This is a genomic window from Thiocapsa marina 5811 (assembly GCF_000223985.1).
In the GTDB taxonomy this organism is placed as follows: Bacteria; Pseudomonadota; Gammaproteobacteria; order Chromatiales; family Chromatiaceae; genus Thiocapsa; species Thiocapsa marina.
The window spans coordinates 1-24,304 of the sequence record NZ_AFWV01000004.1; the positions used below are offsets into that span (position 1 = coordinate 1).

The 24,304-nt window shown below is 64.8% G+C and carries 24 protein-coding genes and 1 pseudogene; 10 read left to right on the forward strand and 15 right to left on the reverse strand.

Annotated elements, in window-relative coordinates; genetic code table 11:
- The 5 genes and pseudogenes from THIMADRAFT_RS06280 to THIMADRAFT_RS27385 all read left to right on the forward strand — a co-directional run.
- A partial coding sequence (locus THIMADRAFT_RS06280; protein ID WP_040730088.1) for an ATP-binding response regulator occupies nt 1–886 on the forward strand: 886 nt, incomplete at its 5' end.
- 174 nt (nt 887–1,060) lie between these two features.
- Nucleotides 1,061–1,405, forward strand: a pseudogene (locus tag THIMADRAFT_RS28720) (IS1634 family transposase); the annotation flags it as partial.
- A gap of 131 nt (nt 1,406–1,536) precedes the next feature.
- Nucleotides 1,537–1,779: a substrate-binding domain-containing protein gene (locus tag THIMADRAFT_RS24485; protein ID WP_007192146.1), complete on the forward strand. Its 243-nt coding sequence runs from the start codon at nt 1,537–1,539 to the stop codon at nt 1,777–1,779.
- A 6-nt stretch (nt 1,780–1,785) separates the two neighbouring features.
- Nucleotides 1,786–2,565, forward strand: a complete 780-nt coding sequence (locus THIMADRAFT_RS06295; RefSeq protein WP_007192147.1) for a PAS domain-containing protein — start codon at nt 1,786–1,788, stop codon at nt 2,563–2,565.
- On the forward strand, nt 2,556–2,705 hold the full coding sequence (locus THIMADRAFT_RS27385; protein ID WP_199484218.1) for a hypothetical protein: 150 nt from the start codon (nt 2,556–2,558) through the stop codon (nt 2,703–2,705). The genes THIMADRAFT_RS06295 and THIMADRAFT_RS27385 overlap by 10 nt, the downstream gene beginning before the upstream one ends.
- A gap of 61 nt (nt 2,706–2,766) precedes the next feature.
- Here the strand turns inward: THIMADRAFT_RS27385 and THIMADRAFT_RS06300 are convergent, their stop codons facing one another.
- Entirely contained in the window at nt 2,767–4,254 is a 1,488-nt protein-coding gene (locus THIMADRAFT_RS06300) for an oligosaccharide flippase family protein (RefSeq protein ID WP_007192148.1), read from the reverse strand.
- A gap of 506 nt (nt 4,255–4,760) precedes the next feature.
- Between THIMADRAFT_RS06300 and THIMADRAFT_RS06305 the strand changes: the two genes are divergently transcribed.
- Nucleotides 4,761–5,411, forward strand: coding sequence for a DUF2202 domain-containing protein (locus tag THIMADRAFT_RS06305; RefSeq protein WP_007192150.1), 651 nt, complete (start codon nt 4,761–4,763; stop codon nt 5,409–5,411).
- Nucleotides 5,412–5,521: 110 nt separating this feature from the next.
- On the opposite strand, the gene THIMADRAFT_RS06310 is transcribed toward THIMADRAFT_RS06305, so the two are convergent.
- From THIMADRAFT_RS06310 to THIMADRAFT_RS27825, 5 genes are all read right to left on the reverse strand, one after another.
- Nucleotides 5,522–6,859 (reverse strand): sigma-54-dependent transcriptional regulator, encoded by a 1,338-nt coding sequence (locus THIMADRAFT_RS06310; RefSeq protein ID WP_007192151.1) that lies wholly within the window; start codon nt 6,857–6,859, stop codon nt 5,522–5,524.
- Nucleotides 6,860–6,911: 52 nt separating this feature from the next.
- On the reverse strand, nt 6,912–8,468 hold the full coding sequence (locus THIMADRAFT_RS06315; protein ID WP_007192152.1) for a sensor histidine kinase: 1,557 nt from the start codon (nt 8,466–8,468) through the stop codon (nt 6,912–6,914).
- Nucleotides 8,458–8,841, reverse strand: coding sequence for a hypothetical protein (locus THIMADRAFT_RS06320; RefSeq protein ID WP_139052721.1), 384 nt, complete (start codon nt 8,839–8,841; stop codon nt 8,458–8,460). Before THIMADRAFT_RS06320 ends, THIMADRAFT_RS06315 begins: the two co-directional genes overlap by 11 nt.
- A 35-nt stretch (nt 8,842–8,876) precedes the next feature.
- Nucleotides 8,877–9,878, reverse strand: a complete 1,002-nt coding sequence (locus THIMADRAFT_RS06325) for a hypothetical protein (RefSeq protein WP_007192154.1) — start codon at nt 9,876–9,878, stop codon at nt 8,877–8,879.
- 316 nt (nt 9,879–10,194) lie between these two features.
- Complete coding sequence (locus tag THIMADRAFT_RS27825; RefSeq protein WP_007192155.1) at nt 10,195–10,443, reverse strand: type II toxin-antitoxin system VapC family toxin; 249 nt, start codon at nt 10,441–10,443, stop codon at nt 10,195–10,197.
- 294 nt (nt 10,444–10,737) lie between these two features.
- On the opposite strand from THIMADRAFT_RS27825, the gene THIMADRAFT_RS06335 reads away from it, so the two are divergent.
- Nucleotides 10,738–12,381, forward strand: a complete 1,644-nt coding sequence (locus tag THIMADRAFT_RS06335; RefSeq protein WP_007192156.1) for an IS66 family transposase — start codon at nt 10,738–10,740, stop codon at nt 12,379–12,381.
- Between the two features lie 293 nt (nt 12,382–12,674).
- Here THIMADRAFT_RS06335 and THIMADRAFT_RS06340 read toward each other — a convergent pair whose 3' ends face one another.
- Complete coding sequence (locus THIMADRAFT_RS06340; protein WP_007192157.1) at nt 12,675–13,643, reverse strand: MBL fold metallo-hydrolase; 969 nt, start codon at nt 13,641–13,643, stop codon at nt 12,675–12,677.
- A gap of 499 nt (nt 13,644–14,142) precedes the next feature.
- Here THIMADRAFT_RS06340 and THIMADRAFT_RS06345 point away from each other — a divergent pair, with 499 nt between their 5' ends.
- Nucleotides 14,143–14,928 carry a DUF2189 domain-containing protein gene (locus THIMADRAFT_RS06345; protein WP_007192158.1) on the forward strand — a complete coding sequence of 262 codons (786 nt, stop codon included), beginning with the start codon at nt 14,143–14,145 and terminating at the stop codon, nt 14,926–14,928.
- 325 nt (nt 14,929–15,253) lie between these two features.
- On the opposite strand, the gene THIMADRAFT_RS06350 is transcribed toward THIMADRAFT_RS06345, so the two are convergent.
- The 8 genes from THIMADRAFT_RS06350 to THIMADRAFT_RS06385 form a co-directional block, all read right to left on the reverse strand.
- Entirely contained in the window at nt 15,254–15,916 is a 663-nt protein-coding gene (locus THIMADRAFT_RS06350; RefSeq protein WP_007192159.1) for a sulfotransferase family 2 domain-containing protein, read from the reverse strand.
- A gap of 109 nt (nt 15,917–16,025) precedes the next feature.
- On the reverse strand, nt 16,026–16,943 hold the full coding sequence (gene xerC / locus THIMADRAFT_RS06355; protein ID WP_007192160.1) for a tyrosine recombinase XerC: 918 nt from the start codon (nt 16,941–16,943) through the stop codon (nt 16,026–16,028).
- A 164-nt stretch (nt 16,944–17,107) separates the two neighbouring features.
- Nucleotides 17,108–17,809, reverse strand: a complete 702-nt coding sequence (locus THIMADRAFT_RS06360) for a DUF484 family protein (protein ID WP_007192161.1) — start codon at nt 17,807–17,809, stop codon at nt 17,108–17,110.
- 103 nt (nt 17,810–17,912) lie between these two features.
- Complete coding sequence (gene dapF / locus THIMADRAFT_RS06365) at nt 17,913–18,743, reverse strand: diaminopimelate epimerase (RefSeq protein WP_007192162.1); 831 nt, start codon at nt 18,741–18,743, stop codon at nt 17,913–17,915.
- A gap of 8 nt (nt 18,744–18,751) precedes the next feature.
- Nucleotides 18,752–19,423 (reverse strand): class I SAM-dependent methyltransferase, encoded by a 672-nt coding sequence (locus THIMADRAFT_RS06370; protein WP_007192163.1) that lies wholly within the window; start codon nt 19,421–19,423, stop codon nt 18,752–18,754.
- Nucleotides 19,420–20,670 (reverse strand): diaminopimelate decarboxylase, encoded by a 1,251-nt coding sequence (lysA, locus tag THIMADRAFT_RS06375; protein WP_007192164.1) that lies wholly within the window; start codon nt 20,668–20,670, stop codon nt 19,420–19,422. Before lysA ends, THIMADRAFT_RS06370 begins: the two co-directional genes overlap by 4 nt.
- 48 nt (nt 20,671–20,718) lie before the next feature.
- Nucleotides 20,719–20,928: an LPS translocon maturation chaperone LptM gene (gene lptM / locus THIMADRAFT_RS06380; RefSeq protein ID WP_007192165.1), complete on the reverse strand. Its 210-nt coding sequence runs from the start codon at nt 20,926–20,928 to the stop codon at nt 20,719–20,721.
- A gap of 404 nt (nt 20,929–21,332) precedes the next feature.
- A complete protein-coding gene (locus THIMADRAFT_RS06385; RefSeq protein ID WP_007192166.1) occupies nt 21,333–22,169 on the reverse strand; it encodes an META domain-containing protein in 837 nt (278 codons plus the stop codon).
- A 262-nt stretch (nt 22,170–22,431) separates the two neighbouring features.
- Between THIMADRAFT_RS06385 and THIMADRAFT_RS06390 the strand changes: the two genes are divergently transcribed.
- Nucleotides 22,432–23,526, forward strand: a complete 1,095-nt coding sequence (locus THIMADRAFT_RS06390; RefSeq protein ID WP_007192167.1) for a TolC family protein — start codon at nt 22,432–22,434, stop codon at nt 23,524–23,526.
- Entirely contained in the window at nt 23,523–24,296 is a 774-nt protein-coding gene (locus tag THIMADRAFT_RS06395) for an efflux RND transporter periplasmic adaptor subunit (RefSeq protein WP_007192168.1), read from the forward strand. Before THIMADRAFT_RS06390 ends, THIMADRAFT_RS06395 begins: the two co-directional genes overlap by 4 nt.
- Nucleotides 24,297–24,304: the final 8 nt, after the last annotated feature.

Here is a 24,304-nt window from a genome sequence, read left to right on the forward strand (position 1 = left end):
ACCCGCGGCGGAGCGCCGTGGCGGCGTGCTGCGGTCGCGCCATTCGCCTGCGGCGGAGCAGTGGTTTGCGCTGGACCGGAGGCGCTTGTTCATGGTGTTGAGGGAGTTCTGCCTGAGCGCATCGGGGTTCTGGCTCGGGGCCGCGTCCGGCGCCGAGGTCGTGCTCGCGGCGACGGTCGAGGCGCCGCCGGCAGGACCGCGCGGACCGGTGTTCGAGGTGGTGGCGACGGGCGGGGCGGACCTGCAGGATCTCGCGGAGCAGCTCGCACGGCCCCCGACGCCGGAGGGGCTGGTGGCGGACGCCTTCAACAGCGGCAGGATCGGTCTCTACCTGTGCCGGCGGCTCCTCGAGGGTCTCGGCGGCACCCTCGACCTCGAGGCCATCGACGGCGGTTGCCGTTTCGTGCTCCGGATGCCCGCCGATGCCGTGCCGGCGCCGACGGATCGGCCGGACGGAGGGTCCGTCCCCGAACCGCGGTTGGCGGGCCATGTACTGGTGGTCGAGGACAATGCACTGAACCAAACGCTGCTCACCCGGATTCTGCAGCGCTATGGGGCGTCGTGCGCCTGTGTCGCCGGCGGTGCCGAGGCCATCGCTCGGTGCGCCGAGGGTGGCATCGATGCCGTGTTGATGGACGACACGCTCCCGGACATGGACGGCTGCACGGTCACCGAACACATCCGTGCGCAACGGCTCGGCGACGCCCGCCATCTGCCGATCGTCGGACTTCGTGTCCCGGTGCCCTCCGCCGAGAGACGCGAGCCCTGCGCGGGGCAGGATGCGGTGCTGATGAAGCCGGTGAAGCACACGGCATTGTTCGATGCGCTGCAGCCGTGGCTCGGCATGGCGAACAATGTCGCGGAGCCTTCGCCCGACGTGGGTTGAACCGAAGCCATGACGGGTTCGTGCATGCCCGCCGCGGTCGCGGTCGCGGTCGCGGTCGCGGTTCGGGACGACCTTGCCGAGCGCTTCGCCTCATGTGAAATTGCAATTCCACTGGCAGTTTACTTAATCGTAACGGTCGCAGAATCTGAATTGAGTAAACCGTCACCAGAAACTCACATTGAGCTCGTCCCCGACGCCAGCGGCCAGAAGGCACAGGCCATCCACTGGCAGCGCCATTCCATCGACGGCACCATGACGACCCATCCCGGGGTCTACTGCCTGCGCAGCAACGAACTCACTTGGGGCGCCGAGCAACTGTGGCGGACCAATATGATGTTCACCGACCCCAAGGCGGTGTTCTGCTCCTTCAAATCGGAACTCGGACTGCGTCCGATCTTCCACCATAGGGAAGAGCGTTGCGAGGGGCACCTGTTCATCACCGTACTCGCTTATCAGTTCGTGCAGCTGATTCGCCGACACCTGCATGCGCAGGGCATCAACGACAGTTGGGCGATGATAATACGCGGCAACTTCGTACGCTGTCACCCGAAGTGTCTGCCGCGGTCGATAGCGCATCCGAACAGCTGGGCTTTGCGTTCGCGACAACAGACCAGGATGCCGCCGATAAACTGGAATCGATTCCAGGAGCCTTGAGCGTCACAGCCCTGTCACTCATTCTGTCAGAGCAGCGCCCGTTTCGCGCGTTGAGCCTCGACGGCGTCGAACCAACCCCAGCCAACATTGCCAACGGAACGTATCCGCTCTATAAGCGGTTTTACTTCATTGTGCCGCGCAGTCCCTCGAACACGGTAAAGGCCTTTATTGACTATGCGCACTCGCCAGAAGGCATCGCTATTCTCGTCCGGACCGGGCACTGGATTCCCCAAGAATAGACGACAATGTCGACTCTGCTGAAACCACTTGATCGTTATATCCGGCGCTTCGCGACGTTCGTTGCGCTCTTCGCTTGGTTGATACTGCCGATCGGTGCCGGGGTCTTGACGTATCGGGATCTTGTGAACGACCTGGATTTCAAGGCGTTTGTGAAAGCCAACGCTCTCAATGAGTTGGTCGCTGATCTCCTCAACCTCTGGATGTATGCGGAAAACCGAGTCAATGGGATGATCGAGCGCGAGCCTGTTCCCCTTACCGATGAGCAGGTCAGCGTCTATGACCCGGCCGGCGAGCTCATCACGGTTGTCGGTCGTGGCGTCCTTGACGCGCCCGTCATCCGTTCCCGTGGCGTTTACGACGGCCCGCGGAAGGTCGGCTCTGTCGAGGTGTCCCTGTCCGCCTGGATTCTTCTCGGAGGGATTGCCGTGGCGGTTTTTTTCACCACCCTTCTCGCGACGCTGATCCTGGTCGGTTTGCAGGTCTTGTCTTTACGCGTGGAGCGGCGAATTGCGGACGAGCTCTTTCAATCCGAACAGCAAGCCGGCGTAACACTTGCCGTGATGCATGACGCCGTCGTCGTCGCCGATGCCAACGGCCGGACGATCTATCTCAACCCGGCGGCGGAGCAGATGCCTCACGTTGTCCTGTTTATGGATTTGGACCGATTCAAGGTCGTCAACGATACCTGTGGACATGCCACCGGTGATCAGTTGCTCAAAGATATCGGTGTGCTCATCGAGAACCGTTTGCGCGAGTCCGATACTCTGGCATCGGCATGGCCCTGATCGATCAGCACACCAAGGGTGTCGATATGGTGTTGAACGCCACCGATGCGGCCTGCTACCGGGCGAAGAGGCAGCGTGCCGGCGATCCTCACACCTATGATGGCAATGGCCCTGCGTCCGCTGCGCTATTGCAAGGCTAGACCGGCGCGGCAGTCGTGATCGGGAACGGGCAACGATGCCCGGCTGTCCGCATCGATTCGCTTACGCCGGCCGCACGATCAACTTGCGTCCGTCCATGACCGCCACCATCGCCAAATACACCAGCATCAGCAGGGTGCCGGCGGCGAACGCGTTCCAGCCGAGCTCGGAAGTCAGCCAGCGGCCCGTGCCGAACAGCCCGAGACCCAGCGCGATGTAGCCGAACACGCGGGTCATGTCGTAGGGCACCGGGTAATAGCGCCGGCCGAGCAGGTAGGACATAGCCACCATGGCGCTGTAACAGGCCAGGTGCGCCCAGGCCGCACCCTGATAGCCATAGATCGGAACCAATAGCCAGAGCATGGCGATGGTGATGCCGGCGCCGATCAACGCGACCCAGGCGCCCATCAGCGTGCGATCGGTGAGCTTGTACCAGATCGACAGATTGACGTAGATGCCGAGCAGCAGGTTCGCCAGCAGCAGCACCGGCACCACCGTCAGCCCCTCGCGATAATCGGCGCCGACAAAGTACTGAAACGAATCCAGGTACAGCGTCACCAGCAGGAAGATGAACACGCAGAAGATCACGAACCAATTCAGCACCAGTGCATAGAGCTGTTTGGCGTCTTGCTGCTTGGCGTAGGCAAAGAAGAACGGCTCGCCGGCATAACGAAACGCCTGAATGAACAGCGTCATCAGGATGGACAGCTTATAGCAGGCGCTGTAGATGCCGAGCTGTGCCATGTTGGTGGCGTCGTCATAGGGCAGCAGGTACTTCAGCGCGGCGCGGTCGAGCATCTCGTTGACGATGCCGGCCATGCCGATGATCACCATCGGCAGCGAGTAGCGGACGATGCGCTTGAACAGATCCAGGTCGAAGAGCGCCCCGGCGCCGAACAGGCCGTCCTTGAGCTGCGGTGCCAACAACAGGATCTTGAGCCCGCTCGCGGCCAGGTTGGCCAGGAAAACGTAGCCGATGCCGATGGCCGGATCCCACAGCCGGCCGAGCAGGGAGTCGGGATCGGCCTCGAAGGCCTGTCGGCAGAGGAGGATAAAGAACAGATTGAGTCCGATGTTGGCGCCGATCTCGATCAACTTAATGCCGGCGAAGCGCAGCGCCTTGTCTTCGGCCCGCAGCCGCGCAAAGGCGGCGGCGCCGACCGAGTCTAGCGCGACGATTGCGGCCACCCACCAGATGTACTCCGGATGGGCGGCATGGCGCAGCAGGTCGGCGATGGGCTGCTGCAACAGTACCGCGGCGAGCAAAAAGCCGCCGTTGGCGACGATCAGCGTGCGCACCACGGTCGCGAACACCACCGGCGGCTCGCGCTCGCCGCCGCTGCGGAAGCGGAAGTAGCCCGTCTCCAGCCCGAACACCAGCAGCACCGCCAGAAAGCCCATGTAGGCATAGAACTCCGCCACCACGCCGTAGTCGGCCGGCGCGAAGGTGTAGGTGTACAGCGGTACCAGCAGGTAGTTCAGAAACCGGCCGATGATGCTGCTGAGGCCGTAGACGGCGGTTTGGGAGGCGAGACGTTTGAGCGGGTTCAAGGTGCGGGACTCGGCGCTTGGATGCACTGGCGCGCGATTGTCTCACGATAGCCCGGCATGCCGCCGCCTGCTCGTCTTGCAACGGGCGCCCTCCGGGCAGCATCAGTTCAGATCCGTGACCGTTGACTTAATCGTAACGGTCGCAGAATCTGAATTGAGTAAACCGTGACCAGAAACCCAAACCCGTCACCAGAAACCCGAAACCTGCGCGGCGCCGACCGCCTCGGCGAGTGTTGTCGTCGCGGCACTGCCGGTACCGGTCAGCAGCAGACCGGTCAACGGGATGATGAGAAGTGGACGGGACATGCCTCCGCTCACGGCCTATCCGCCGCGGCGCGCCGAGGTTCCACTCGACAATAGTGTCGAGCCGAACGGTCATTGTCGCCCGCTGTCGGCGGCGAAATAGCCCAAAGCCATGATGTCGAAGCATTATTACGAGTGGTGCAGCTTTTGCCTTCGTCAAGTGCGGGATCCAATGCAGACCCGCACTCAAACGGAGCATTCGAATGAAATCTTACAGAACCCTCGTGATGGCGACATTGCTCGGCGCATCCATGACCCTGCCTGTTCTCGCCGGGAACGGCGGACCCGGGAAGGGACCCGGCGCCGGCGCTCTGCCGCAGATCGATGCGAACGAGGCGGCGACCCTGAGCTTCATGCGCGAGGAGGAGAAGCTTGCGCGCGACGTCTATCTCGACATGAACGATCTGTGGGACGCCGTCATCTTCGTGAACATTGCCGCGTCCGAGCAGCAGCATATGGAAACCCTGTTGCCGTTGCTCGACAAATACGGTCTGCCCGATCCGGCCGAATTGGATATCCCCGGTTGGTTCTCCGACGAAGACCTGCAAACCCTGTATAACGGCCTGGTGGATCGCGGCGGTGTGTCCTATGCCGAGGCTCTGCAGGTCGGCGCCTTGATCGAAGAGGTGGACATCGAGGATCTGCAGCTGGCGATCGAGCAGACCGACAACGCCGATCTGCAAAACGCCTACGAGAACTTGATGCGTGGCTCGCGCAACCATCTGCGTTCCTTCGTTGCCGAGATCGAGCGTGCCGGGGTCGTCTACGAGGCGCAGCATCTTGACCCGGCGATCGTCGATGCCATCCTCGACAGCCCGGTCGAGCGTGGCGGATCGAGCAAAAAACGCAACTGAGGGCTACCAGCGGTCAATATCCGGAAAGCGAGCCGTTTCCCGACCCGGAGCGGCTCGGCCGGACCTGCTGCGGCCGATCCCCCGAGACGGTCCGTCGGTGCAATCCGCGCTCAAACCTCGCGTCGTCGGATCCCGTATTTTCCCATCTTGTAGCGCAGCACCCGTTCGCTGATCCCGAGTATCTCGGCGGCCCGGGTCTGTATCCAGGCCGTCCGCTCCAAGGCGGACACCAGCATCTCGCGCTCCACGGCCTCGATGCGCTCCTGCAGCAGGCCGTGGTCGATCATCTCGGCACGTCGGACCTCGGGCGGCAGATCGGCCGGTTTGATCAGACCTCCTCGCGTCAAGGTCAGGGTGCGCTGAACGATATGCTCGAGCTCGCGCACGTTGCCCGGATAGGCGTACTTGACGAGGACGTCCAGGGCTTCGTGCGACAGGCGTACGGGACGATCCGCGTAGCGCGCGACGAAATGCTCGATCAGCGCCGGGATGTCTTCGCGCCGCTGGCGCAAGGGCGGCAGGTCTATCTCCAGCACGTTGAGACGAAAGAAGAGATCCTCGCGAAACCGCCCGTCCTCGACCATGATGCGCAGATCGCGGTTCGACGCGGTGATGATACGCACATCGGCGGTCAGGTCGCTCTCGCCGCCGACCCGGGTGAAGCGTCCCTCCTGCAGCGCCCTCAGCAGTTTCGATTGCAGGATCAGCGGCAGCTCGCCGACCTCGTCGAGGAAGAGGGTGCCGCCGTGCGCCAGCTCGAAACGCCCGCGGCGCTGTTTCGCCGCGCCGGTGAAGGCGCCTTTTTCGTGGCCGAACAGCTCGCTCTCGAAGAGGTTCTCGGGGATGGCCGCGCAGTTGACCTCGATGAAGGGTGCGTCGCGTCGTGTGCCGAGGAGATGGATCAACCGCGCGATCAACTCCTTCCCGGTCCCGGTCTCGCCGCCGATCAGGACGTTCCACGGGCTGCTCGACACCCGGTGGACGACGGACAGAAGCTCCAGCATCGCGGGGCTCTTGCCGATCAATCGAAGCGGCAGACCGGGATTCTCCTCGAGCGCATCCTCCACCGCCGCGACCTCTTCGTCGACCGCCAGCACGACCTCGACGCGCTGAATCTTTTCGAGCAGGCTCGGCAGGTCCAGCGGTTTTTCGAGGAACTCGTCGGCCCCGAGCTTCATCACGCTCACGGCGGTATCGACCGCGCCGTAGCCGGTGATCATGAAGGCGCGAATCAGCGGATTCAGCGCCTTCATTTCAGCCAGCGCCAGATCGCCGCTCAGCTTCGGCATGCGTTGGTCCAGCAGCACCAGGTGCACCGGCTCGGCACGCACGATCGCGACGGCTTCGGCACCGTCGGCGGCACAAAGGACACGGTGGCCCTGCCGTTGGAGGAAACCTTGCAGCAGCTCGCGCTGCATGGGGTCGTCGTCTGCGATCAGAATGTTCATCGGGGGCACTCGATCGAGGTCAATCTGAAGGTGGATGCAGGGCCAAACGGCCTCAGTCCGGGAGCAGGACGTCCACACGCAGTCGGCCGGGGCTCGGGGAGTCCACCAGCAATTGACCGCCGTGGGCCTGGATGATGCGCAAGGAGATGGCGAGACCCAGGCCCGTGCCGTCGGTCTTGGTGGTGAACCAGGGCTCGAGGATACGCGCCAGCGCCTCGGGTGCGAGCTGCAGACCGTCGTTGGTCATGGTCAACCGCGCGCCCTCGTTGCGCGAGGACAGACCGATCTCGAATCGGCCTCCAGCCGGCAGGGCATCCAAGGCGTTGCGCAGCAGGTTGTCGAGCACCTGCCGAAGCAGGTCCGGGTCGCCGCGGACCTTGGTGGAGCGCGCCAACTGTTCGGTCAGATGCACATCCAGATCCCGGATGCGCTGCCGGTAGAGACTCAGCTGCTCGCCGATCAGTTGGTCGAGCCGCACGGGCTCTCGGCGCGGTCGATAGGCTCGCGCATAGTCGAGCAGGCCCCCGACCGTGTCGTTGGTGCGTCGCAATGCCTCCAGGACAACACTCAACAGCCGCTGTTGGCCCTGATCAAGCCCGTCGGCCTCCATCTGCAGACGTTGCAGCCCCATCGCCATGGCGTTGAGCGGGTTGCGGATCTCATGGGCGATGCCGGCGGCGGCACGACCCAACCCGGCCTCTTCGCGTTGTTGGGACAACTGCCGCTCGTAGGCCCGCAGCTGGCGATCGTGCGCCTGTTGGTGCCGGTAGAGCAACCAGGTGCCGAGCCCGCCGGTCACCACCAACACCAGCAGGAAGCCGGCAAACTCCAACCATATCCGCCGGTGCTGCTCGACCAGGCGGTCGGCATCCATGACGAGCACCAGCTTGCCTCCGTCGACGGGTGTCAGCGCCTCGGCGACCAGCCGTCCACCGGCTTGGCGGCGAATGCGGACCGACGGGGTACCCACACCGCCGGCTCGGGCGAGCGTCGCATTCGGCTCGCCCTCCATCTCGACCGCCAACACACCGGGTAGGGTTGCCAGGTTCTCCAGTGCGCGGGTCAGACCGACCGCGGCCTTCAGTCGGTCGAGGCCGCGGCTGTCCAAGCCCACGAGGACACAGCCGTCGGTGCGGGCCCGCGGGACGCCGAACATCAGGGTTTGGGTGTCGGAGACGGGGATCAGCCGTTGTAGGAGCGCGCATCCCGGCCCGACCTCGTCGCGCCCGCCGGGCGATCCCTGAATACGGCGACCCGGCCCGATCACGCGGATCATGGACAGGCCCGCCTGCGTGGCGAATGCGCTGAGCTCCTCCTCGCTGAAGGGCTCGATACCGTCGAGATAGTCGACGAAACGTGCGGAGCTGCCGAGCAGATCGGTCAAGATGGAATCGATGGCGTCCTGCGCCAGAACGGCGCCGCGGGCCTGCAGCGCCACCGCATCCGAAAGCAGCCGTGCATGCTCCTCCATATCGGCGACGAAACCCTGCTGGCTCTGTCGTGCCTGGATGAAGAACCAGCCGGCAGCCATGGCGACCAAAAGCCCGAACACCAAGAGGTGGCCGATCCAGGATGGCGGAAGTCGGCGGGCTGCGACCTCACCGACCATGCCGACTGCCTCCGCCGCTGCCTGCGCCCTGTCCTCCGCCAAAAGGACCCTGTCCGGCACCGCGGCCGATGCGCGATCGCACGCCGGTGCGGTCGGCGTCGAGGGTGCCGACACGGCCTCCGGCCTGTGGAGCGAGGCGCCAACCCGGTCCTCCCGCGGCGACGTCCGGATCGGACCAGAGCCGCACCCGTGCGCCTGCGGAGAGGTCGCCCGGAATCTTGCCCGGCTCGACCGGCAGACGCACGGGTTGCGCGCCGACGCCTTCGGGCTGAATCAGAACAGAGCTCTTGTCCACCGAGACGACTCGACCGATCAGAGGCGTCTCCGCCAGCGCCGGTGCAACAGCGAGGAACACGCCGGCAGCCAACAGCATCGCGTGCCAACGATGTCGATCACCAACCTTGTCGATCAAAAGCGCCATACCAGGCCACAACGGGTCACCGTCTGTTGGAAGGACTTGATCGGGAGATCCGACTGGTTTTCGAGCCAGCGTAGCTCGCAAAGAACCTCGCCGGGCCCCGCACTCCATTGCAGCGATGCGCCGAGCGCAGATCCCGTGTCTTGCCGTCTAAACCCGCTCCGGGTGCGTTCATAATCGGTCCGATACCAACCCGCGTCGATCCGAGCCTGCCACCGCGGCGCCGGCATGAGCGTGAAGGACAGGTCGGCCGCGCAGGCGCCGTATCCATCCGGGACGATGGACGAGCTGTTGCGGGCGCAGCTCAAGGCCATCGCGCCGGATGCGTCGGCCGACAGATGCCAGCGACCCTCCACCCCAAGGCTGGCAAGCCAGTCCTCGCGATGCTTGACCCCGCCGCCCCACTCGGACGGAGTGGCCGAATGCGCACCGCCCGAGGTGCCGGCCCGAGAAGGCCCGGTCCGACCGGGGCCGGGTCGTCCCTCCCAGGGATAGGCCGGGTCCAGGTAATCGAGCCAACGCAGCTCGGCGAACGACATCAGATCCAGGCGCGGCGTCAGGATGCGGTCGAAATGGCCACGCACGGCGAGCTCGTGGCGCGAGTCCGCGGGGATGATCTCGTCCCGATACAGAACGGCCTCGGTCGAGACGGCGAGTGCGCCCGGAATGCGATCGAGCGTCGTCTGCCAGATCCCCGTCGCCGCAAGCCGCCCGATGCCGTCGGGGCCTTCGTAGTCCTGGTACCAGGCATCGAGGCGCCAATCCAGTCCGCTCATCCTCCGGTCCATTTGGCCTGCAATGCTCAGGGCGACGTCGGCGAAGAACAGACCCGAGCCGTCGCTGCTCTGTGCCGGGTTGCTGTCGTACCCGGTGCCGATGGCGCCTTCGATCGGCACGGATGCTGGCGGCTGCGCGTCCGTCGCGCCTGCTGTACACATCCAGGCGGCCAAGCCCCATGCGGGGGCGGTGCCCGAGCGTCGGCATCGCAACATTCCTTGGCGACTCCCCGAGCGCACCCTAAGCGTGCCGCTCGATCATCGTCGGGCGCCCCTCGGGTGCTCGATTACAGGTGAGTAAGCAAGTTTTCATCCAACGACGCTGGGTTCCCGTTGCTACGGCAGTCGGGGCCGCGATGGCTGTTCGGCATCCGACGTCGGTCGGCAGCGTCGACGAAATTGTCGCGCCGTTGAAGCGTCGGAAAAGGTGCCGGGCTCGATTATGAACCCGGAAAATGGCCTAACCTTCGGCCAAAGAGCGAGCGCGCGCCATCGATGTTCGAACTGGTTTGCAGGGTCCGTGGCCTAAACGTTAGCCCGCCGAGAGCGCGACAGGGCGATTCGGCAAGGCCCGCAGGAGCTTCTTGTCCATAGTGACGAGCTTCGTATCCAGCGTCATTGCCAGAGCAATGAATTCACAGGCATACGCTGAACAGTCACTGTCTCGAACAGGTTCAAGCACCGTTCTGGACTCAATCTCGAACTCGCAACCTGCCAGCAGACTTGCAGCCTCGCTTTGCAGATTGACCGCTTGTTCAAATGAAATAAATTTACGCCGCATGTACCCGGCCAGAATGTTTCTGAATTCACTCCGCCAAGAAATCGGCGAGGCCCAGTCCGGCGCTCGCTCGGGCAGGCTTCCGCGGCGGCCGTGTGTTCGCCCGGCAAGTACAGGTACGCCAGCACGTTGGAGTCAACAACAATCATGGCCTTCGTGCTTGTTCGCATCAATGTCGTCGGCTGACGAGCCACCATTGTAACTTCTCAAAAAGTAGTGGCAAGGAAACCAGTAAGCTACGAAAATAAGCTTTACTGTAAGACAAACTGTCGCCCCTGAGCACTTCATCTGTCGAGCATGGCTGATCCGAATCCACTGCCGGTGATTCCCGAAACGGAGCGTACGCCGCTGGTCGAGGTGTTGCTGGCGCGGATCGAGCGTCTGCTGGAAGAACAGCGCCGGCAAGCCGAGCTCATCGGGCAGTTGCGCGACGAGATCGCGGTGCTCAAGGGCGAGAAGGCTCGACCGAAGTTCAAGCCGAGCGGGATGGAGCAGCAGACCGAGCCCGAGACCTCCGACGGTGATGCCGGGGCCGCAGGCGCCGACGCAACGGACGGACCGGCCAAACGACCGGGCTCGGCGAAGCGGCCCAAAACCGCGCAGCTCACCATCCACGAGAGCGTCCGGGTCCCCCCCGGCGTGGAACTGCCGGCGGGATCGCGCTTCAAAGGCTACCGCGACTTCGTCGTTCAGGACCTGCGCATCACCCCGCACAACACCCGCTATCGCCTGGAAGTGTGGCAGACCCCGGACGGCGAGCAGCTGGTCGGGACGTTGCCGAGCGATCTGTTTGGCGGTCACTTCGGTGCCGAGCTGCGCCGCTACGTGCTCTACCAACACCATCACTGTCAGGTCACCCAGCCGCTGCTGCACGAGCAATTGCGCGCGTGGGGCATCGACATCTCCGCGGGGCAGATCGACGCCCTGCTCACCGGTCACACCGGCGCGTTCCTGGCCGAGAAGGACCAGTTGCTCACCACCGCACTGGAGGTCAGTCGCTGGATCAGCGTGGATGATTCCGGTGCCCGGCATCAGGGCCGCAACGGCTATGTCACGCAGATCGGCAACGACTGGTTTGCCTGGTTTGCCAGCACGTACAGCAAGAGCCGGATCAACTTCCTGCAGCTGCTGCAGGCCGGCGAGCGGCGCTACAGTCTCAATGCCCATGCCCTGGACTACTGGTGCGAGGAGGGTCTGCCCGCGGCAGCACGCCGGCAACTGCAGAGCCTGACCACGATCGCGGGCACGCCCGCTTGGGAGGCGCATCTGGACGCCCTCGGGATGACGAGCGTACGCCATCGGCGCATCGCCACCGAAGGGGCCTTGCTGGGTGGACTGATCGAACAGGGGTTCTCCCTGGATCTGGCGATCATCAGCGACGGCGCCGGACAGTTCGCGATCCTGCTGCATGCCCTGTGCTGGGTGCATGCCGAACGGCTGGTGCACAAGCTCATCCCCCTCAACGACCGCCAGCGTGCCGATCAAGCGCGGGTGCGCGGCGAGATTTGGGATCTCTATGCCGACCTCAAAGCCTATCGTCGCAACCCCGATCCGGCCCTGCGCTCCGGCCTGGAGGCGCGCTTCGATGCGATCTTCACCCAGCGCACCTCCTACACCACCCTCGACCGCACCCTCAAGCGCCTGCATACCCACAAGAGCGAGCTGCTGTTGGTCCTCGAACGCCCCGATCTGGTTCTGCACACCAACGGCAGCGAAGGGGACATCCGCGGCTTCGTGAAATGGCGAAAAATCAGCGGCGGCACCCGCAGCGATCTCGGCAAAGACTGTCGCGACGGCTTCGCCAGCTTGAAGAAAACCTGCCGTAAGCTGGGGATCTCGTTTTGGGACTACCTGGGCGATCGCATCAAACAGCTCGGGACGGTTCCGCTGTTACCCGACGTCATCCGCGAACGTGCGCTGGCCGCTTCGGCGACGCCATGAGTTTTTGAGAAGTTACCCACCATTGAGCTAACCCTGCGAAATGGCACCGCACAAAAGGGTCGGAGTTCTTTGCCGATATGATCAGAGTCCTGGAAGCTGTTGCCGGCGGTTTGCGTCAAGCGTTTCGCTCGTGCGGTGTATCGACCGGCTTTTTCGGCCGTCCCCGCTGCGTTTCTCCCAGCGCCGCCTCGATGTGCTCTTGAAACCAGCGGACCGATCAACGGGATGATGAGGAGTGGTCGTGACATGGTCCCGATCGCGACCTGCGTGAGGTGGGCACGAGGGAATGACATCTACCGAGCCTTCGCCCGCCGCTTCAACCAAACCTCCAGCCCCTGCGCATTCAGCTCGGTATCCAAGCTCAGCAGCTCGGCGATTGCGTCGTCCGAGAGCGCGACACCGTGGGCGCGGGCGCCGGCGACCAGATAGGCACTCACGGCAGTCTTGATACGGGACTCCCGTTCGGCGTCGGCATTGTCTTCCTCGGCGAGTGCGATGTCGGCGAGGGCTCGGATGCTGGCGCGAAGGTCGTCGACCAGATCGGCGGGGTGTTGGACCCGGCCGTAATGGGTGAGATACATGGCCTGTGGTGAGTAGGCCATGAGCTTGTCGAGGCTGGCGAGCCAGGCGTCGGGATCGAAGGCGACGGGGGTGGTCGGGGCGAACAGCCAGGGTCCGGCGGCGGTATCGAATTCGCGGTAGGAGATGCCGAAGGTGTCGCCGGTGAAGAAGCCGCGGCTGGTCTCGTCGTAGATGCACCCGTGGTGGTTGGCGTGTCCGGGCGTGTCGATGAACTTCAGCGTGCGGCCGGCGAGCTCGAAGGTGTCGCCGTCCGCCGCGATGACGACCCGCGCTTCCGGTACCGGCGTGAGTGCGCCGAAGTCGCGCGCGAAGGCCTCCTCGCCGTAGACGGCCGTGGAGCCGGCGGTCAGGCGGCTCGGGTCGATCATGTGGGTCGCACCCTTGGGATGAATGATTAGACGGGCGTTCGCACAGGCGGCCATCAGGGTGCCGGCGCCGCCGCCGTGGTCGAGGTGGACGTGAGTCGGGATGACGTAGTCGACATGCTCCGGGGTCAGGCCGAGGTCGGCGATCACGCCGAGCAAACCGGGAACGGAGTTGGCGGCGCCCGTGTCGATGAAGGCAAGCCGATCCGCGGAGCGCACCAGATAGCAGGCGGCGAGGCCGTGCCGGTAGAGACCGGTCTCGAGGCAATAGATACCGGCATCGATGTGTCGGTAGGGTGCGGGTGCGGTGGACATGCGCGTGCGTGCTCCGATTCGAATCGTATGTTTTGGATGGGGGCCGAGTCTAAACCAAGTGCCGTTTTGATGCAGTGCAGCACCCATTGGGATCCGGTTTCCGTATCGGCTAAAGCCCGAGATCCCAGCGAATGTCTCCGTATATACGGCATCCGGCATGACGTAAGCTTCACCCCGTTAATCCTGGGCGGCATCCCGTTTCGTGCGTTGCCGCAAGGGTGTCGGAGACCCGCCGATCGTCCGGTGCGGATGATGTCGCGACCCGATACCTCGGGATTGCTCGCGAAGCGGATCGGTCCGAAGCTCGGCCTTCGCACCGGATCCAGACTCGGCCCGCTTGCCTTTTCGGAAATCTTGTAGAATCGTAGTTCTTCGCTCAGTCTTCGCCTAGGGTAGAGTGGCTCGGGAGCTGGAGGGTTGCCGGCCTCATGGGTCGGCCCATACCGCAGCTCCGTGCAGTCCGCTCGCCGGTTTCCATAACAATATCGGAGGATTTAGGATGGACAACATCGCCGTCGCGGAAGAACCGCGCCAAGTAGACCCTCGCGTCAACAAGATCACCTTGGATCACCCCTGGCAATGGCTTGCCAAAGGCTGGCAGGACATCAAGGCAGCCCCCGTCCACAGTCTGAGATACGGCGCCATGATCGTGCTGCTCAGCGGCCTGATCGTCTGGCTGACGGTCATCGGGCACTTGACCTTTCTGATCCCTTTCCTGACAGCGGGTTTCTTCTTGATGGCCCCGTTTCTGGCGATCGGACTCTATCAGATGAGCGCGCACCTGGAGCGCGGGGAGCCGGTGGATCACTGTCAGGCATTGGAGGCATTCAAGCGCAATCAGGGGCAGTTGGGGATCGCGATGGGGTTCCTCATGATGACGATGCAGCTTTGGATCCTGGCATCCGTGTTTCTCTTCATTATGATGTTCAACGACCCGTTTCCGCCGTTCTCGCGCTTTATTCCGGTTGTCGTGCTCTCGGGCGAGTACACGGGCCTCATGCTCTCGGTGATCCTGGTCGGCGCATTTTTTGCTGTCTGCGCCTTCTGTATCAGCGCCATTTCGGTGCCGATGCTGATCGACCGCCCGGTCGACGGATTCACCGCCATGCGCACCAGTGTCCGCGCGGTGGCGCTAAATTGGCTGCCCATGCTGCTGTGGGCCGCGCTGCTGGTCGGGATCGTGGGGATCGGACTTCTGACCTTCTATGTCGGGCTCTTCATCGCCGTCCCCTTGGTGGGGCATGCGACTTGGCATGCCTATCGGGATCTGGTGCCGAGGGACTGAGCTGAACCGGGATCCGGCGACTGGTCGCTTCGTGCTTCGTGCGAAGGCTTTGGCGGCGTTGACGATGTCGGTCATCCGAGGGCTCACCGACTCGGTGATGGCTGCCACGTTCCGAAGTGTAGGCCGGGGTTCGCAGGCTCACCCCGGCCTACGGGTAAAACCACCCCGGCCCACCCGTAAGACCACCACAGCCTATCGGTAAAACAAGTGTCCACCTTGTTTCCGAGACCTTGTTTATCGTCCTGGACCGCGTCGGCGAGGATCTCGCTGGTGTCTGCGACGCAGCCCCAAGCCCGAGTCCGCGCATAGGTCTCCGGGGCGCGGTCTAGTCCGGCTCGAATCGATAGCCGAGAAGCGCGATATCCGCGGCGAAGTGTCTCGCGACCAGCTCGGCGGTCGCATCCGTGTAATACCCCCGATAGTCCTTGCTGCGATCGGTCGCCTTGCGCGCATGCGGCAGTGCCAGCGCGGGGATCCCGATGCGCTCGCAGGCGAGGGCGAAATCCTCGTGCAGACGCTCGTAGCGACCGATGAAATCGACGATCACGGCCCCGTGCAGGTCGATCAGGTAATCGCTCTGCAGCTCGATCGAGGTGTCGACGTGATACTGATAGGGCCGCTCGGGGTCGAGCTTCCAGCGCAGGAAGGGCTCGAACTCGGTGTGGCCGCCCAGGTACTGCGGTCGCTCGCGCCGGATGTGGTGGAAGGAGCTGACCTGAAGGTCCCAGGGGTTGCGCACGAAGGCGAACTTGAACAGTCCGTCGAAGACCTCCTTGGGCAGCATCTCCTGCGCGGCGATCGCCTTGGCATGGCGGGGCAGCTTGGTGGCGATGCGGTGCCCGCTGAGATGGCTTAGTCGGCTGCACAGGAACATGGACCAGTACCAGGGGTCGCGCCAACGCAGCCCTTCCAAGGCCGCGCGCACGCTGGTCCCGCCGGTCTTGGCGATGTGGACGAAGAGAAAGCGATATTTGGGCGAGAGCAGCATGGTGTGGGGTCAGCGCGGTCGATAAGCCTGAAGGCGGTCGTTGATCACGCCTGGCGTGAGATCCGGCGTGAGATCGGCCCTCTCGGGTCTGAAGCCGGAGGAGGCGGCGTCACTCCGACCTGGGTGTTTTCTGCTTCTTCGCACGCGGATGGGCCTGGTCGTAGACCTGCGCGAGATGCTGGAAATCGAGATGGGTGTAGATCTGGGTGGTGCCGATATCGGCATGTCCGAGCAGCTCCTGAACCGCGCGCAGATCGCCCGATGATTCCAGCAAATGGGTCGCGAAACTATGCCGCAGCAAGTGCGGATGAAGGTCCCTCGTTGCGCCGTGCTCCCGGGCCCAGCGGGCGATGCGCACCTCCACCGTGCGCGGATTGATCCGCGTCCCGCGGCTGCTGACGAAGAGCGCGGGCTCCCCGGACGCGGCCAGATTGGCGCGCACCTGCATCCAGCGCTGGACGGCCTCGCGCGCCTTGCTGCCCACCGGCACACGCCGGGTCTTGGATCCCTTGCCCAGCACGCCGAGCTCCCCCTCCGCCATGTCGATGTCGCCCAGGTTGACCGAGACCAGCTCCGCGAGCCGCAGGCCGGAGGAGTAGAAGAGCTCGATCATGGCCTGATCGCGGATCGTGAGCAGATCATCGTCGGCCGGATGGTCCAGCAGGCTGCCCAGCTGATCCGCGTCGAGTGTCGCCGGCAATCGGCGCGGACTCTTCGGCGCCCGCACCCCGACCGCCGGATTGGATCCGGCCAGACCTTCACGCAGCAGCCAGCGATAGAGACTGCGCAGGCTGGAGAGCTCGCGCTGCAGGGTCTTTCCGGAGGCCCCGCGACGGTGCCGCCAAGCGAGATACTGGCGCACGGCCTGCTCGTCGAGCTTCTCGATGGAGAATGATTCGGCCTCGCTCAGCCAGGCGTTCAGCCGCTCGAGATCGCGACGATAGGCGATCAGGGTCTGCTCGGACAGCCGGCGCTCGTGGGCGAGATGGCCGAGGAAGGATTCGATCAGGTCGCCCGATGTGCTCATGTTTTAGTGGTGAGTGGTGAGTGGTAAGTGCAGACCGGGGCTTCGGCGGGGCGCGATTTAAAATTCCGATTATTCATTATCCTAAATCGCGTCAGCTCCGACGTTTATGGATTTGGCCGAGGCAGACCCCATCCAAAAACCATGCATATCGCACCGGACGCGATTTAGCTCGCCTCGTCGCAATGCCCCAGCGCCACGACGCGTAGCTTTTGTCCGAGGATCTCGCCGAGCCGGTCGAGCAGTTCGGTACCCATGTCCGGGCGAAAGCGCTCGGCGTCGTGGCTGCCGATCGCGAGCACGCCGGCATGTCCGTCCGCACGGACGGGCACCAGCGCGGCCGATCGGATCTCGGCGCCTGTCCCGCCGAAGAGGATCTGCGCCTTCTCCGGGTTCAACGGACCGCACAAGGCATGGTGGCGATCGACGAAGTCGCGAAACGCCATCGTCAGCGCGTCCGGTCGGGTGCCGCCTTCGTCTTCGGTCTGGAAGAGCTTGAGCGTCATGGCCTCGGCCGAGAATTCGGTCAGGAGCGCATCCTTGAGCAGAGTGCAGATCTGCTGTGAATCCTGTGCGGCGATCAGCTTCAGGACCAGATGGTGGAGCCGACCCGAGAGCGCCTCGTACTCGCGGGCACGCGAGATGAGATGCGTGAGGCGATGGCGCTCGGCGTCCAACTGCTTGCGTAAGACGCGCACCTGCTGCTCGATCAGAGAGACCGCGGCCCCCGAGTCGTGCGGGATCTCCAGCGCCGCCAAGACCTTCGGATTGCGGGAGAAGAAGGCCGGATCGTTCAGTAGATAGTCGATGACCCTGGGTTCGAGATCCGGGTCTTCGCTCGCCACAGGGGCGGATTCGGGGGGAGTCATGCGCAATACCTCCCTGCGGGGGTGATGTCGGACGCGGCGATCAGGGCCCGATCTGCAGCGGTCTGTCGGGTCCGCTCGACGCTGCCGGGCCAGCCAAGTGTTCTCATAGCGCGATCTCGCCTTCAAAGACCTGCACGGCCGGCCCGGTCATCCACACGGACTCGCCGGGTGCGTTCCACGCGATCATGAGATCGCCGCCGGGCAGGCTGACCCGGACCCGTGCGCCCACCCGGTCGCATCGGCGGGCGTAGGCCATCGCCGCACAGGCACCGGTGCCGCAGGCCAGGGTCTCGCCGGCACCGCGCTCGTAGACGCGCAGGCGCAGATGATCCCGTGCGAGGATCTGCATGAAACCGACATTGACCCGTTGCGGGAAGCGCGGGTGTGATTCGACCAAGGGGCCCAAGCGTGCGACCGGCGCGCTGTCCAGGTCGTCCACCAGGATGACGGCGTGCGGGTTGCCCATCGAAACCGCGCCGATCAGCACGGACTCGCCCGCGACATCCATGTCATAGTCGAGCGCTTGCCGATCCGCCAGAAAGGGGATTCGCTCGGGCTCGAATTCGGGCGCGCCCATGTCGACGCGGACTTGGCCTTCGTCTTCCAGATAGAGTCGGATCGGACCGGCGGCCGTGCCGACCGGGATCTCGTCGTGCTCGGTCAGGCCGCGGTCGCGCACGAAGCGGGCAAAGCACCGCGCACCGTTCCCGCACTGCTCGACCTCCGAGCCGTCGGCGTTGAAGATGCGGTAGTGAAACTCGGTGCCGGGCAGGCGCGGCGGCTCCACCAGCAGGATCTGATCACAGCCGATCCCGAAGCGCCGGTCGGCCAGCCGGCGGGCCAGCGCGGGGTCGAGCGCGATGGGGCGCTCGGTGGCATCCAGGACAACGAAGTCGTTGCCGAGACCCTGCATCTTGCTGAAGGCGAGCCGCATCCCTGCTCTCATCCCGGCAGGCGCCCCGAGACGGCCAGATGGCGGTCGCTGACCACGCCGACCTCGAGCCCGTCGAGCCCCGCGGCGGCCAGCTGCTCGGCGACCTCCGCCGGCTCGAAGGCCGCGAAGAGCGAGTTGCGGAAGTCATCGCGCAGGACCTTCGGCTCGCCGTCGGCATAGGTCGCCACCAACGCCTCGACCCAACCGGCGGAGGCCGGGCGCATCAGGTCCATGATCAGCACCAAGGCACCGGGCTTGCCGGTCTCGATCAGTGTCCGCCACAAGACCTGCGGGTCGTGCAGATGGTGCAGCAGGCTGTTGGAAATGATCAGATCATAGCCGCCCCGTTCCAGGGCCGCGGAGGGGATTTGATCGCGGATCAGTCGACACCGCTTGGCTACGCCGGGCAGCGCATCGAGCGCGGCTCGGGCGAGATCGAGCATGGGTTGGGATCCGTCGAGCGCATCGCAGGAGGCTTTGGGCCAGGCGCGCAGGAAGCGGATGCTGATGTCCGCCGGCCCGCAGCCCAGATCGAGCACCCGCGCGCCGTCGAGCGGACCGGGATCGAGCCGGCGCAGCAGGTCGATGAAGAGCGTGTTGGACTCGTTGAAATCCGCCTGGGCGTAGGCGAGCGCCTGCTCCTGCGTGTCCATCAGCTCGGGCTCGGGACGGCGTTTCATGACGGCAGAACGGACTCCCCTGCGTAAAGGCTCGCGACGGTCTCGCGCTCGCGCACCAGATGCACTTGATCGCCGTCGACCATGACCTCGGGTACGCGCGGGCGGCTATTGTAATTCGAGCTCATGGTGAAGCCGTAGGCACCCGAGCCGCGCACGGCGAGCAGATCGCCCTCGCGCAACGCGAGCTGGCGGCCCTTGCCGAGGAAGTCGCCGGTCTCGCAGACCGGGCCGACCAGATCATAGCGGGCCGGCTCGGCCTCGGTGTCGTGGATCACCGGCACGATGTCCTGAACGGCCTGATAGAGCGCGGGCCGTACCAAGTCGTTCATCGCCGCGTCCAGGATCGCGAAGTGACGCGTGCCGTTCTCCTTGAGATATTCCACGCGGGTCAGCAGCACGCCGGCGTTGCCGGCGATGGCGCGGCCCGGCTCTAAGAGGATCTCGTAGGGGCGATCGCCGAGCTGGTAGCTCATGGCCGCGGCATAGGCGGCGGGTTCCGGGGGATGCTCTTCGGTGTAGCGGATGCCGAGTCCGCCGCCGATGTCGAGATGCGCGATCGGGATGCCGATCTCGCCGAGCCGCTCGGCCAGGGTCAGCACGCGCCCGAGCGCGTCGATGAAGGGGGCCAGATCCGTGAGCTGCGACCCGATATGACAGTCGATACCGGTCACCCGCAGGTTCGGCAGGGCCGCGGCCCGGACATAGACCTCCTCCGCCGCGTGGATGTCGATCCCGAACTTGTTCTCCTTCAGGCCGGTGGCGATGTAGGGGTGGGTCTGGGCGTCGACGTCGGGATTCACCCGCAGCGACACGGGCGCAACCACACCCATCTCCTCGGCGATGCGATCGAGCCGGATCAGCTCGGACTCCGACTCGACGTTGAAGCAGCGAATGCCGACCTCCAAGGCGAAGCGGATCTCGTCCTCGCGCTTGCCGACCCCGGAGAAGATCACCTTGGCCGGGTCGCCCCCGGCAGCGAGCACGCGCTCGAGCTCGCCGAGCGAGACGATGTCGAACCCCGAGCCCAGGCGCGCCAGGACGTTCAGCACCGCCAGATTGGAGTTGGCCTTGACGGCGAAGCAGACCAGGTGCGGATGATCGCGGAAGGCGCGGTCGAAGGCGCGCCAATGGCGCTCCAGCGTCGCACGGGAATAGACATAACAGGGCGTACCGAAACGCGCGGCGATGTCGGCGAGCGGGACATCCTCGGCGTAGAGGACATCGTCGCGATAATTGAAGTGATCCATGCGGTCTCGGGAGGCTCTCGGCTTGAGGTGATTTTGGGGGCGATCCGGCTAGGGTCGGTCGGGAGTCGCGCTCGATTCGGGAGGTGCAACGGGTGCGTTCGGGACATCGGAGCCGATATCGGCCGCGGACGCCGGAACCTCGACGACCGGCGGCTCGGGCAGATAGAGCGGGCCCTTCTGACCGCAGGCCCCGATCATACTCGCGATGCCCAGCACGGTGACGAGGAGGTAGAAGGCTGTTCTGGCCCAGCAGTGCATGCGTGCCTCGTTTGGGTCGGTCCCATGACGATCCGGAGTATAACCGGACTTGATCTCGGTCGGGCGGCTCCCGCGGGAGGCGCCCGACCGAGATCAAGCTGATTGAAACCTGGCGTGGTGCAACGGTCGGAGTGGATATCCTCGGTAGATTTGGTGCGGTTCCTTCGTCACCGTACCCGACTGCTCGGACAGGGGGCGTCGGGTGACGCAAAGGTTTCAATCACCGGGGACTTGACACGCGTGTCTTGCGGGCACCCTTGACGGCACGGTAAGTCGACTCTACGCCCTCGCGTGGCGCGGAGCGCCGGGGAGCGGTATGCCACCGCAGGAGCGATATCGCGAGCGCATCGGGTCGGGTGGCCGGCCTCATGACCGTGCTCCGATCGGTCGCATCCGCGAGGCGCTCAGCGTGTCTCGGTTGCTTTCGCGGTCTCGGGCACAACCCGGAAACGCGCGGCAGTCGCGCCATCCTCGGTCGTCAGCCAGAGCTGCTCGCCCTCGATGCGGTAGCCTCGCACCATCCCGAGCGCCGCGGCATAGGCCGCTGCCTGCTCGGCAACCGCCTGCGGACCCCGGCAGGCCATGCGGGTGGTGGCGATGGGTCCGATCATGAGTCGACCCTCGTCGGAGGTGTAGCCGCTCATATAGCGGTTGCAGCCGTCGGAGCCGGAGAGTGTGCCCTCCGCGGTGAGGGTCAGGGTGATCTCGGTGCCCTTCACCATGGAGACCAGCGCCTGCTTGCCGTTGTTGTACGTCTCCAGGCGCCAGGTGACGCCGACCAAGGGGGTCTCGGTCAGCGTTTCGAGCAGAATCAAGACGGCGCCCTCGGCATCGAGCAGCTCCAGTGTCTGGCCGGCTTGTCGAAATCCGGCCACGGCGGCGAGATGCGTCGTGATCGCCTGCTCCAGAGCCATCAACGACTCCTCGCAGGCCATCATGGTCATGGCCATCCGCGGGTCGATCGTCAGGCGATCGTCCTCGAGGGTGTAGCCGCCGGAGAAGCTGTTGCACCCCAGGGTGCCGGAGACACGACCCTCGGCGAAGGTGAGTCGCGGCGGCACATCGCGGGGCTCGATGGAGACGAGATCGGTGTCGGACCGGTAGGCGAGGATCCGCCACGCCGACGCGTCGATCGCGGGCGGGGCCGTCTCGGCGTTGCCCGCCGTCGGCGCGTCGGTCGCAAAGGACGGAACGACCGTGCCCATCAGGCCGAGAAGAACCAGGGTTCGAAGGGCTGACATGCGCAAGATCCTCTTGATTTCGGTGGATTGGGACAGGGATTCGGCCATCGGTGCGGTCAACGCCGAGCACCGTTTGCGGCCTTGGAAGATACCCCGTCGATCGGACGAGTGGGGCGTCACCCCGGCAGTGTAAACCCGCCTGAAACACCTGCGGGACCGTCGCGGAAAAACTTAGCGGTAAACCCGAGCGAATCGCTTGAGCCCCGACCCGGAATCGGCTTAATCTCCGGGTTCGCCGGATCGGGCTCAAGGATCCCGGCTCATGAACCCCGTCCTGCAAGGGCAAGCCGGCAACACGATGTGCGAGGTGGATTCAATCCATGACAGGGCCAACGTCCGAGACGCCGACACGCACGGATCAACACCCATGAGGACCGCGGCGCGCCGGTGTGCGCTCGGATGCCGAATCGTCGTGCTGTTGCTCGGAGCCGTCTTCGCCGCCTCGGCAGCGGCCATCTCCGACCCGCTCGGCTTGGAGGAGGCCCTGGAGGCCGCATCCGGCCACCCCCGCGTCGCGGCCTCGCCCGAGATCGCCGATCTTCTGCCCCGGCGCCAATCGCTCTACTTGGATTGTCAGCGGCTGGCCTTTCGCAGCTCGAGCGTTGCCGACCCCGAGCGGAACCGACCGCTCGAACCCTTGATCAGTGCCCTGGACGCGCAACGGATCGAGATCATGGAGCGCTTCTTCGACGTGCTCCTCGCGGATCTGAGCTTCTCCACCGAGAGCGAGGCCATGGCGGTCGCCTACATCCAGTTCGACCGCGCTTCCGTGCGCAACGAGCTCGGGCAGATCTCGCCGCTGCGTGTCCTGGAGCTGGAGTCGGTCTATCAGGAGATTCTGCACCGCCGCTCCGCAAGCGAGATCAGCCAGCAGTTGACGCGCGCACTGCTCGCACAGGCGCTCGGCAATCCGGCCGATCTACCGCGAGATCTACTGCAGCCGACCCTCTCGATGCCGCCCGAGCCCCCGCCGACCCTGGACACCGTCCTCGCCCGGGCGCTCGAGACCCCCGTCCTGCGCGACCTGATGGCTGGCCGCTCGCAGGCCGACCGGGAGCTGATCGAGATGGAGGTCCGCCAGCAGGTGCTGGAGCTGCTGCTGCGGCTGCGCGCATTGACCGCGGCCGAGCGCAACCTGCGCACCGAGTTGGCCTGGCGCGACCTGAAACTCGACGAAAGTCGCACACTCTACGAACAGGAGGTGACCGCCGACCTCGGCTATTCCATGAGTCAACAGACCCAGACCCGGCAGCAGAGCCAACGGGTGAGCTTTTGCCGCGCACTGGTGTGGGCGGAGCTCGAGGCCCTAGCCGGGCAGCCCCTCGCCGAAGCGGCAGACGGAGAAGAGAATCAATGACGAAACAGGCGTGGTTCATCGCCCTCGGCGTGCTCATGCTCGCCACGGAAGCCTTCGCCGCCGAGGAGCTCAAAGGCTGGCTCGAATGGGTGCACGAGGTCGAGATGCGCGTGCTCGAAAACGGCGTGGTCGACGAGGTCCTCGTCAGCGCCGGTCAGCATGTCACGAAAGGTGACCTCCTCTTGAGGATGGATCAGCGCGAAGCCCAAGCCCGGCTCCTCGAGGCGAAGGCGCGCGTCGCCCGAGCACGCGTGGAGACGGAGAAGGCCGGGCGCGATCTCACGCGCAGCCAAGAGCTGTTCGATCGCGGCTTGATCGCCATCGAAGAGCTTAAGGACGCCGAGCTTCAGCAGCTCGCCGCTTCAGCGGAGGAGGAGGCCGCGAAGGCGGCCGAGGCCACGGCCCAAGTCGCACTCGAGCACACCGAGCTGCGGGCCCCATTCGACGGGATCGTGGTCTCGCGCAAGGTCTGGAACGGCGCCGTGATCTACAAGACGATCCAGCAGGAGCCCCTCATCGTGATCGCACCGGACGATCAAATGCTCGCCCGCGCCCTCGTGACCGCCGGCACGCTGCGGCGCTTCAAGCCGGGCCAGCCGGCACGCATCAAGATCAACGGGGCCATGCGCGACGGGCGTGTCTACAGCCTCGGTGTGCAGGCCGTACGTGTCGAGCTCGAAGGCGCCGTCTACTATCTCGACATCATCTTCGACCGGCGCCCCAACGAGCTGCTGCGGCCTTCCGAGACCGTGCAGATCGTGTTGCCCTGAACGCCTCG

Bases quoted from the DNA above. Each gene is read 5' to 3' on its own strand.
- THIMADRAFT_RS06340 (WP_007192157.1), bottom strand. From the start codon at position 13,643: ATGTCCACCGCACCCGCACCCTACCGACACATCGATGCCGGTATCTAT.
- THIMADRAFT_RS27825 (WP_007192155.1), bottom strand. From the start codon at position 10,443: ATGCGGCGTAAATTTATTTCATTTGAACAAGCGGTCAATCTGCAAAGC.
- THIMADRAFT_RS06350 (WP_007192159.1), bottom strand. From the start codon at position 15,916: ATGCTGCTCTCGCCCAAATATCGCTTTCTCTTCGTCCACATCGCCAAG.
- xerC (WP_007192160.1), bottom strand. From the start codon at position 16,943: ATGAGCACATCGGGCGACCTGATCGAATCCTTCCTCGGCCATCTCGCC.
- THIMADRAFT_RS06325 (WP_007192154.1), bottom strand. From the start codon at position 9,878: ATGTTGCGATGCCGACGCTCGGGCACCGCCCCCGCATGGGGCTTGGCC.
- THIMADRAFT_RS27385 (WP_199484218.1), top strand. From the start codon at position 2,556: ATGGCCCTGATCGATCAGCACACCAAGGGTGTCGATATGGTGTTGAAC.
- THIMADRAFT_RS06360 (WP_007192161.1), bottom strand. From the start codon at position 17,809: ATGACTCCCCCCGAATCCGCCCCTGTGGCGAGCGAAGACCCGGATCTC.
- THIMADRAFT_RS06390 (WP_007192167.1), top strand. From the start codon at position 22,432: ATGAACCCCGTCCTGCAAGGGCAAGCCGGCAACACGATGTGCGAGGTG.
- THIMADRAFT_RS06295 (WP_007192147.1), top strand. From the start codon at position 1,786: ATGTCGACTCTGCTGAAACCACTTGATCGTTATATCCGGCGCTTCGCG.
- THIMADRAFT_RS06385 (WP_007192166.1), bottom strand. From the start codon at position 22,169: ATGTCAGCCCTTCGAACCCTGGTTCTTCTCGGCCTGATGGGCACGGTC.
- lysA (WP_007192164.1), bottom strand. From the start codon at position 20,670: ATGGATCACTTCAATTATCGCGACGATGTCCTCTACGCCGAGGATGTC.
- THIMADRAFT_RS06315 (WP_007192152.1), bottom strand. From the start codon at position 8,468: ATGGTCGGTGAGGTCGCAGCCCGCCGACTTCCGCCATCCTGGATCGGC.
- THIMADRAFT_RS06320 (WP_139052721.1), bottom strand. From the start codon at position 8,841: ATGCTGTTGGCTGCCGGCGTGTTCCTCGCTGTTGCACCGGCGCTGGCG.
- THIMADRAFT_RS06305 (WP_007192150.1), top strand. From the start codon at position 4,761: ATGAAATCTTACAGAACCCTCGTGATGGCGACATTGCTCGGCGCATCC.
- THIMADRAFT_RS06345 (WP_007192158.1), top strand. From the start codon at position 14,143: ATGGACAACATCGCCGTCGCGGAAGAACCGCGCCAAGTAGACCCTCGC.
- THIMADRAFT_RS06370 (WP_007192163.1), bottom strand. From the start codon at position 19,423: ATGAAACGCCGTCCCGAGCCCGAGCTGATGGACACGCAGGAGCAGGCG.
- lptM (WP_007192165.1), bottom strand. From the start codon at position 20,928: ATGCACTGCTGGGCCAGAACAGCCTTCTACCTCCTCGTCACCGTGCTG.
- dapF (WP_007192162.1), bottom strand. From the start codon at position 18,743: ATGCGGCTCGCCTTCAGCAAGATGCAGGGTCTCGGCAACGACTTCGTT.
- THIMADRAFT_RS06335 (WP_007192156.1), top strand. From the start codon at position 10,738: ATGGCTGATCCGAATCCACTGCCGGTGATTCCCGAAACGGAGCGTACG.
- THIMADRAFT_RS06395 (WP_007192168.1), top strand. From the start codon at position 23,523: ATGACGAAACAGGCGTGGTTCATCGCCCTCGGCGTGCTCATGCTCGCC.
- THIMADRAFT_RS06310 (WP_007192151.1), bottom strand. From the start codon at position 6,859: ATGAACATTCTGATCGCAGACGACGACCCCATGCAGCGCGAGCTGCTG.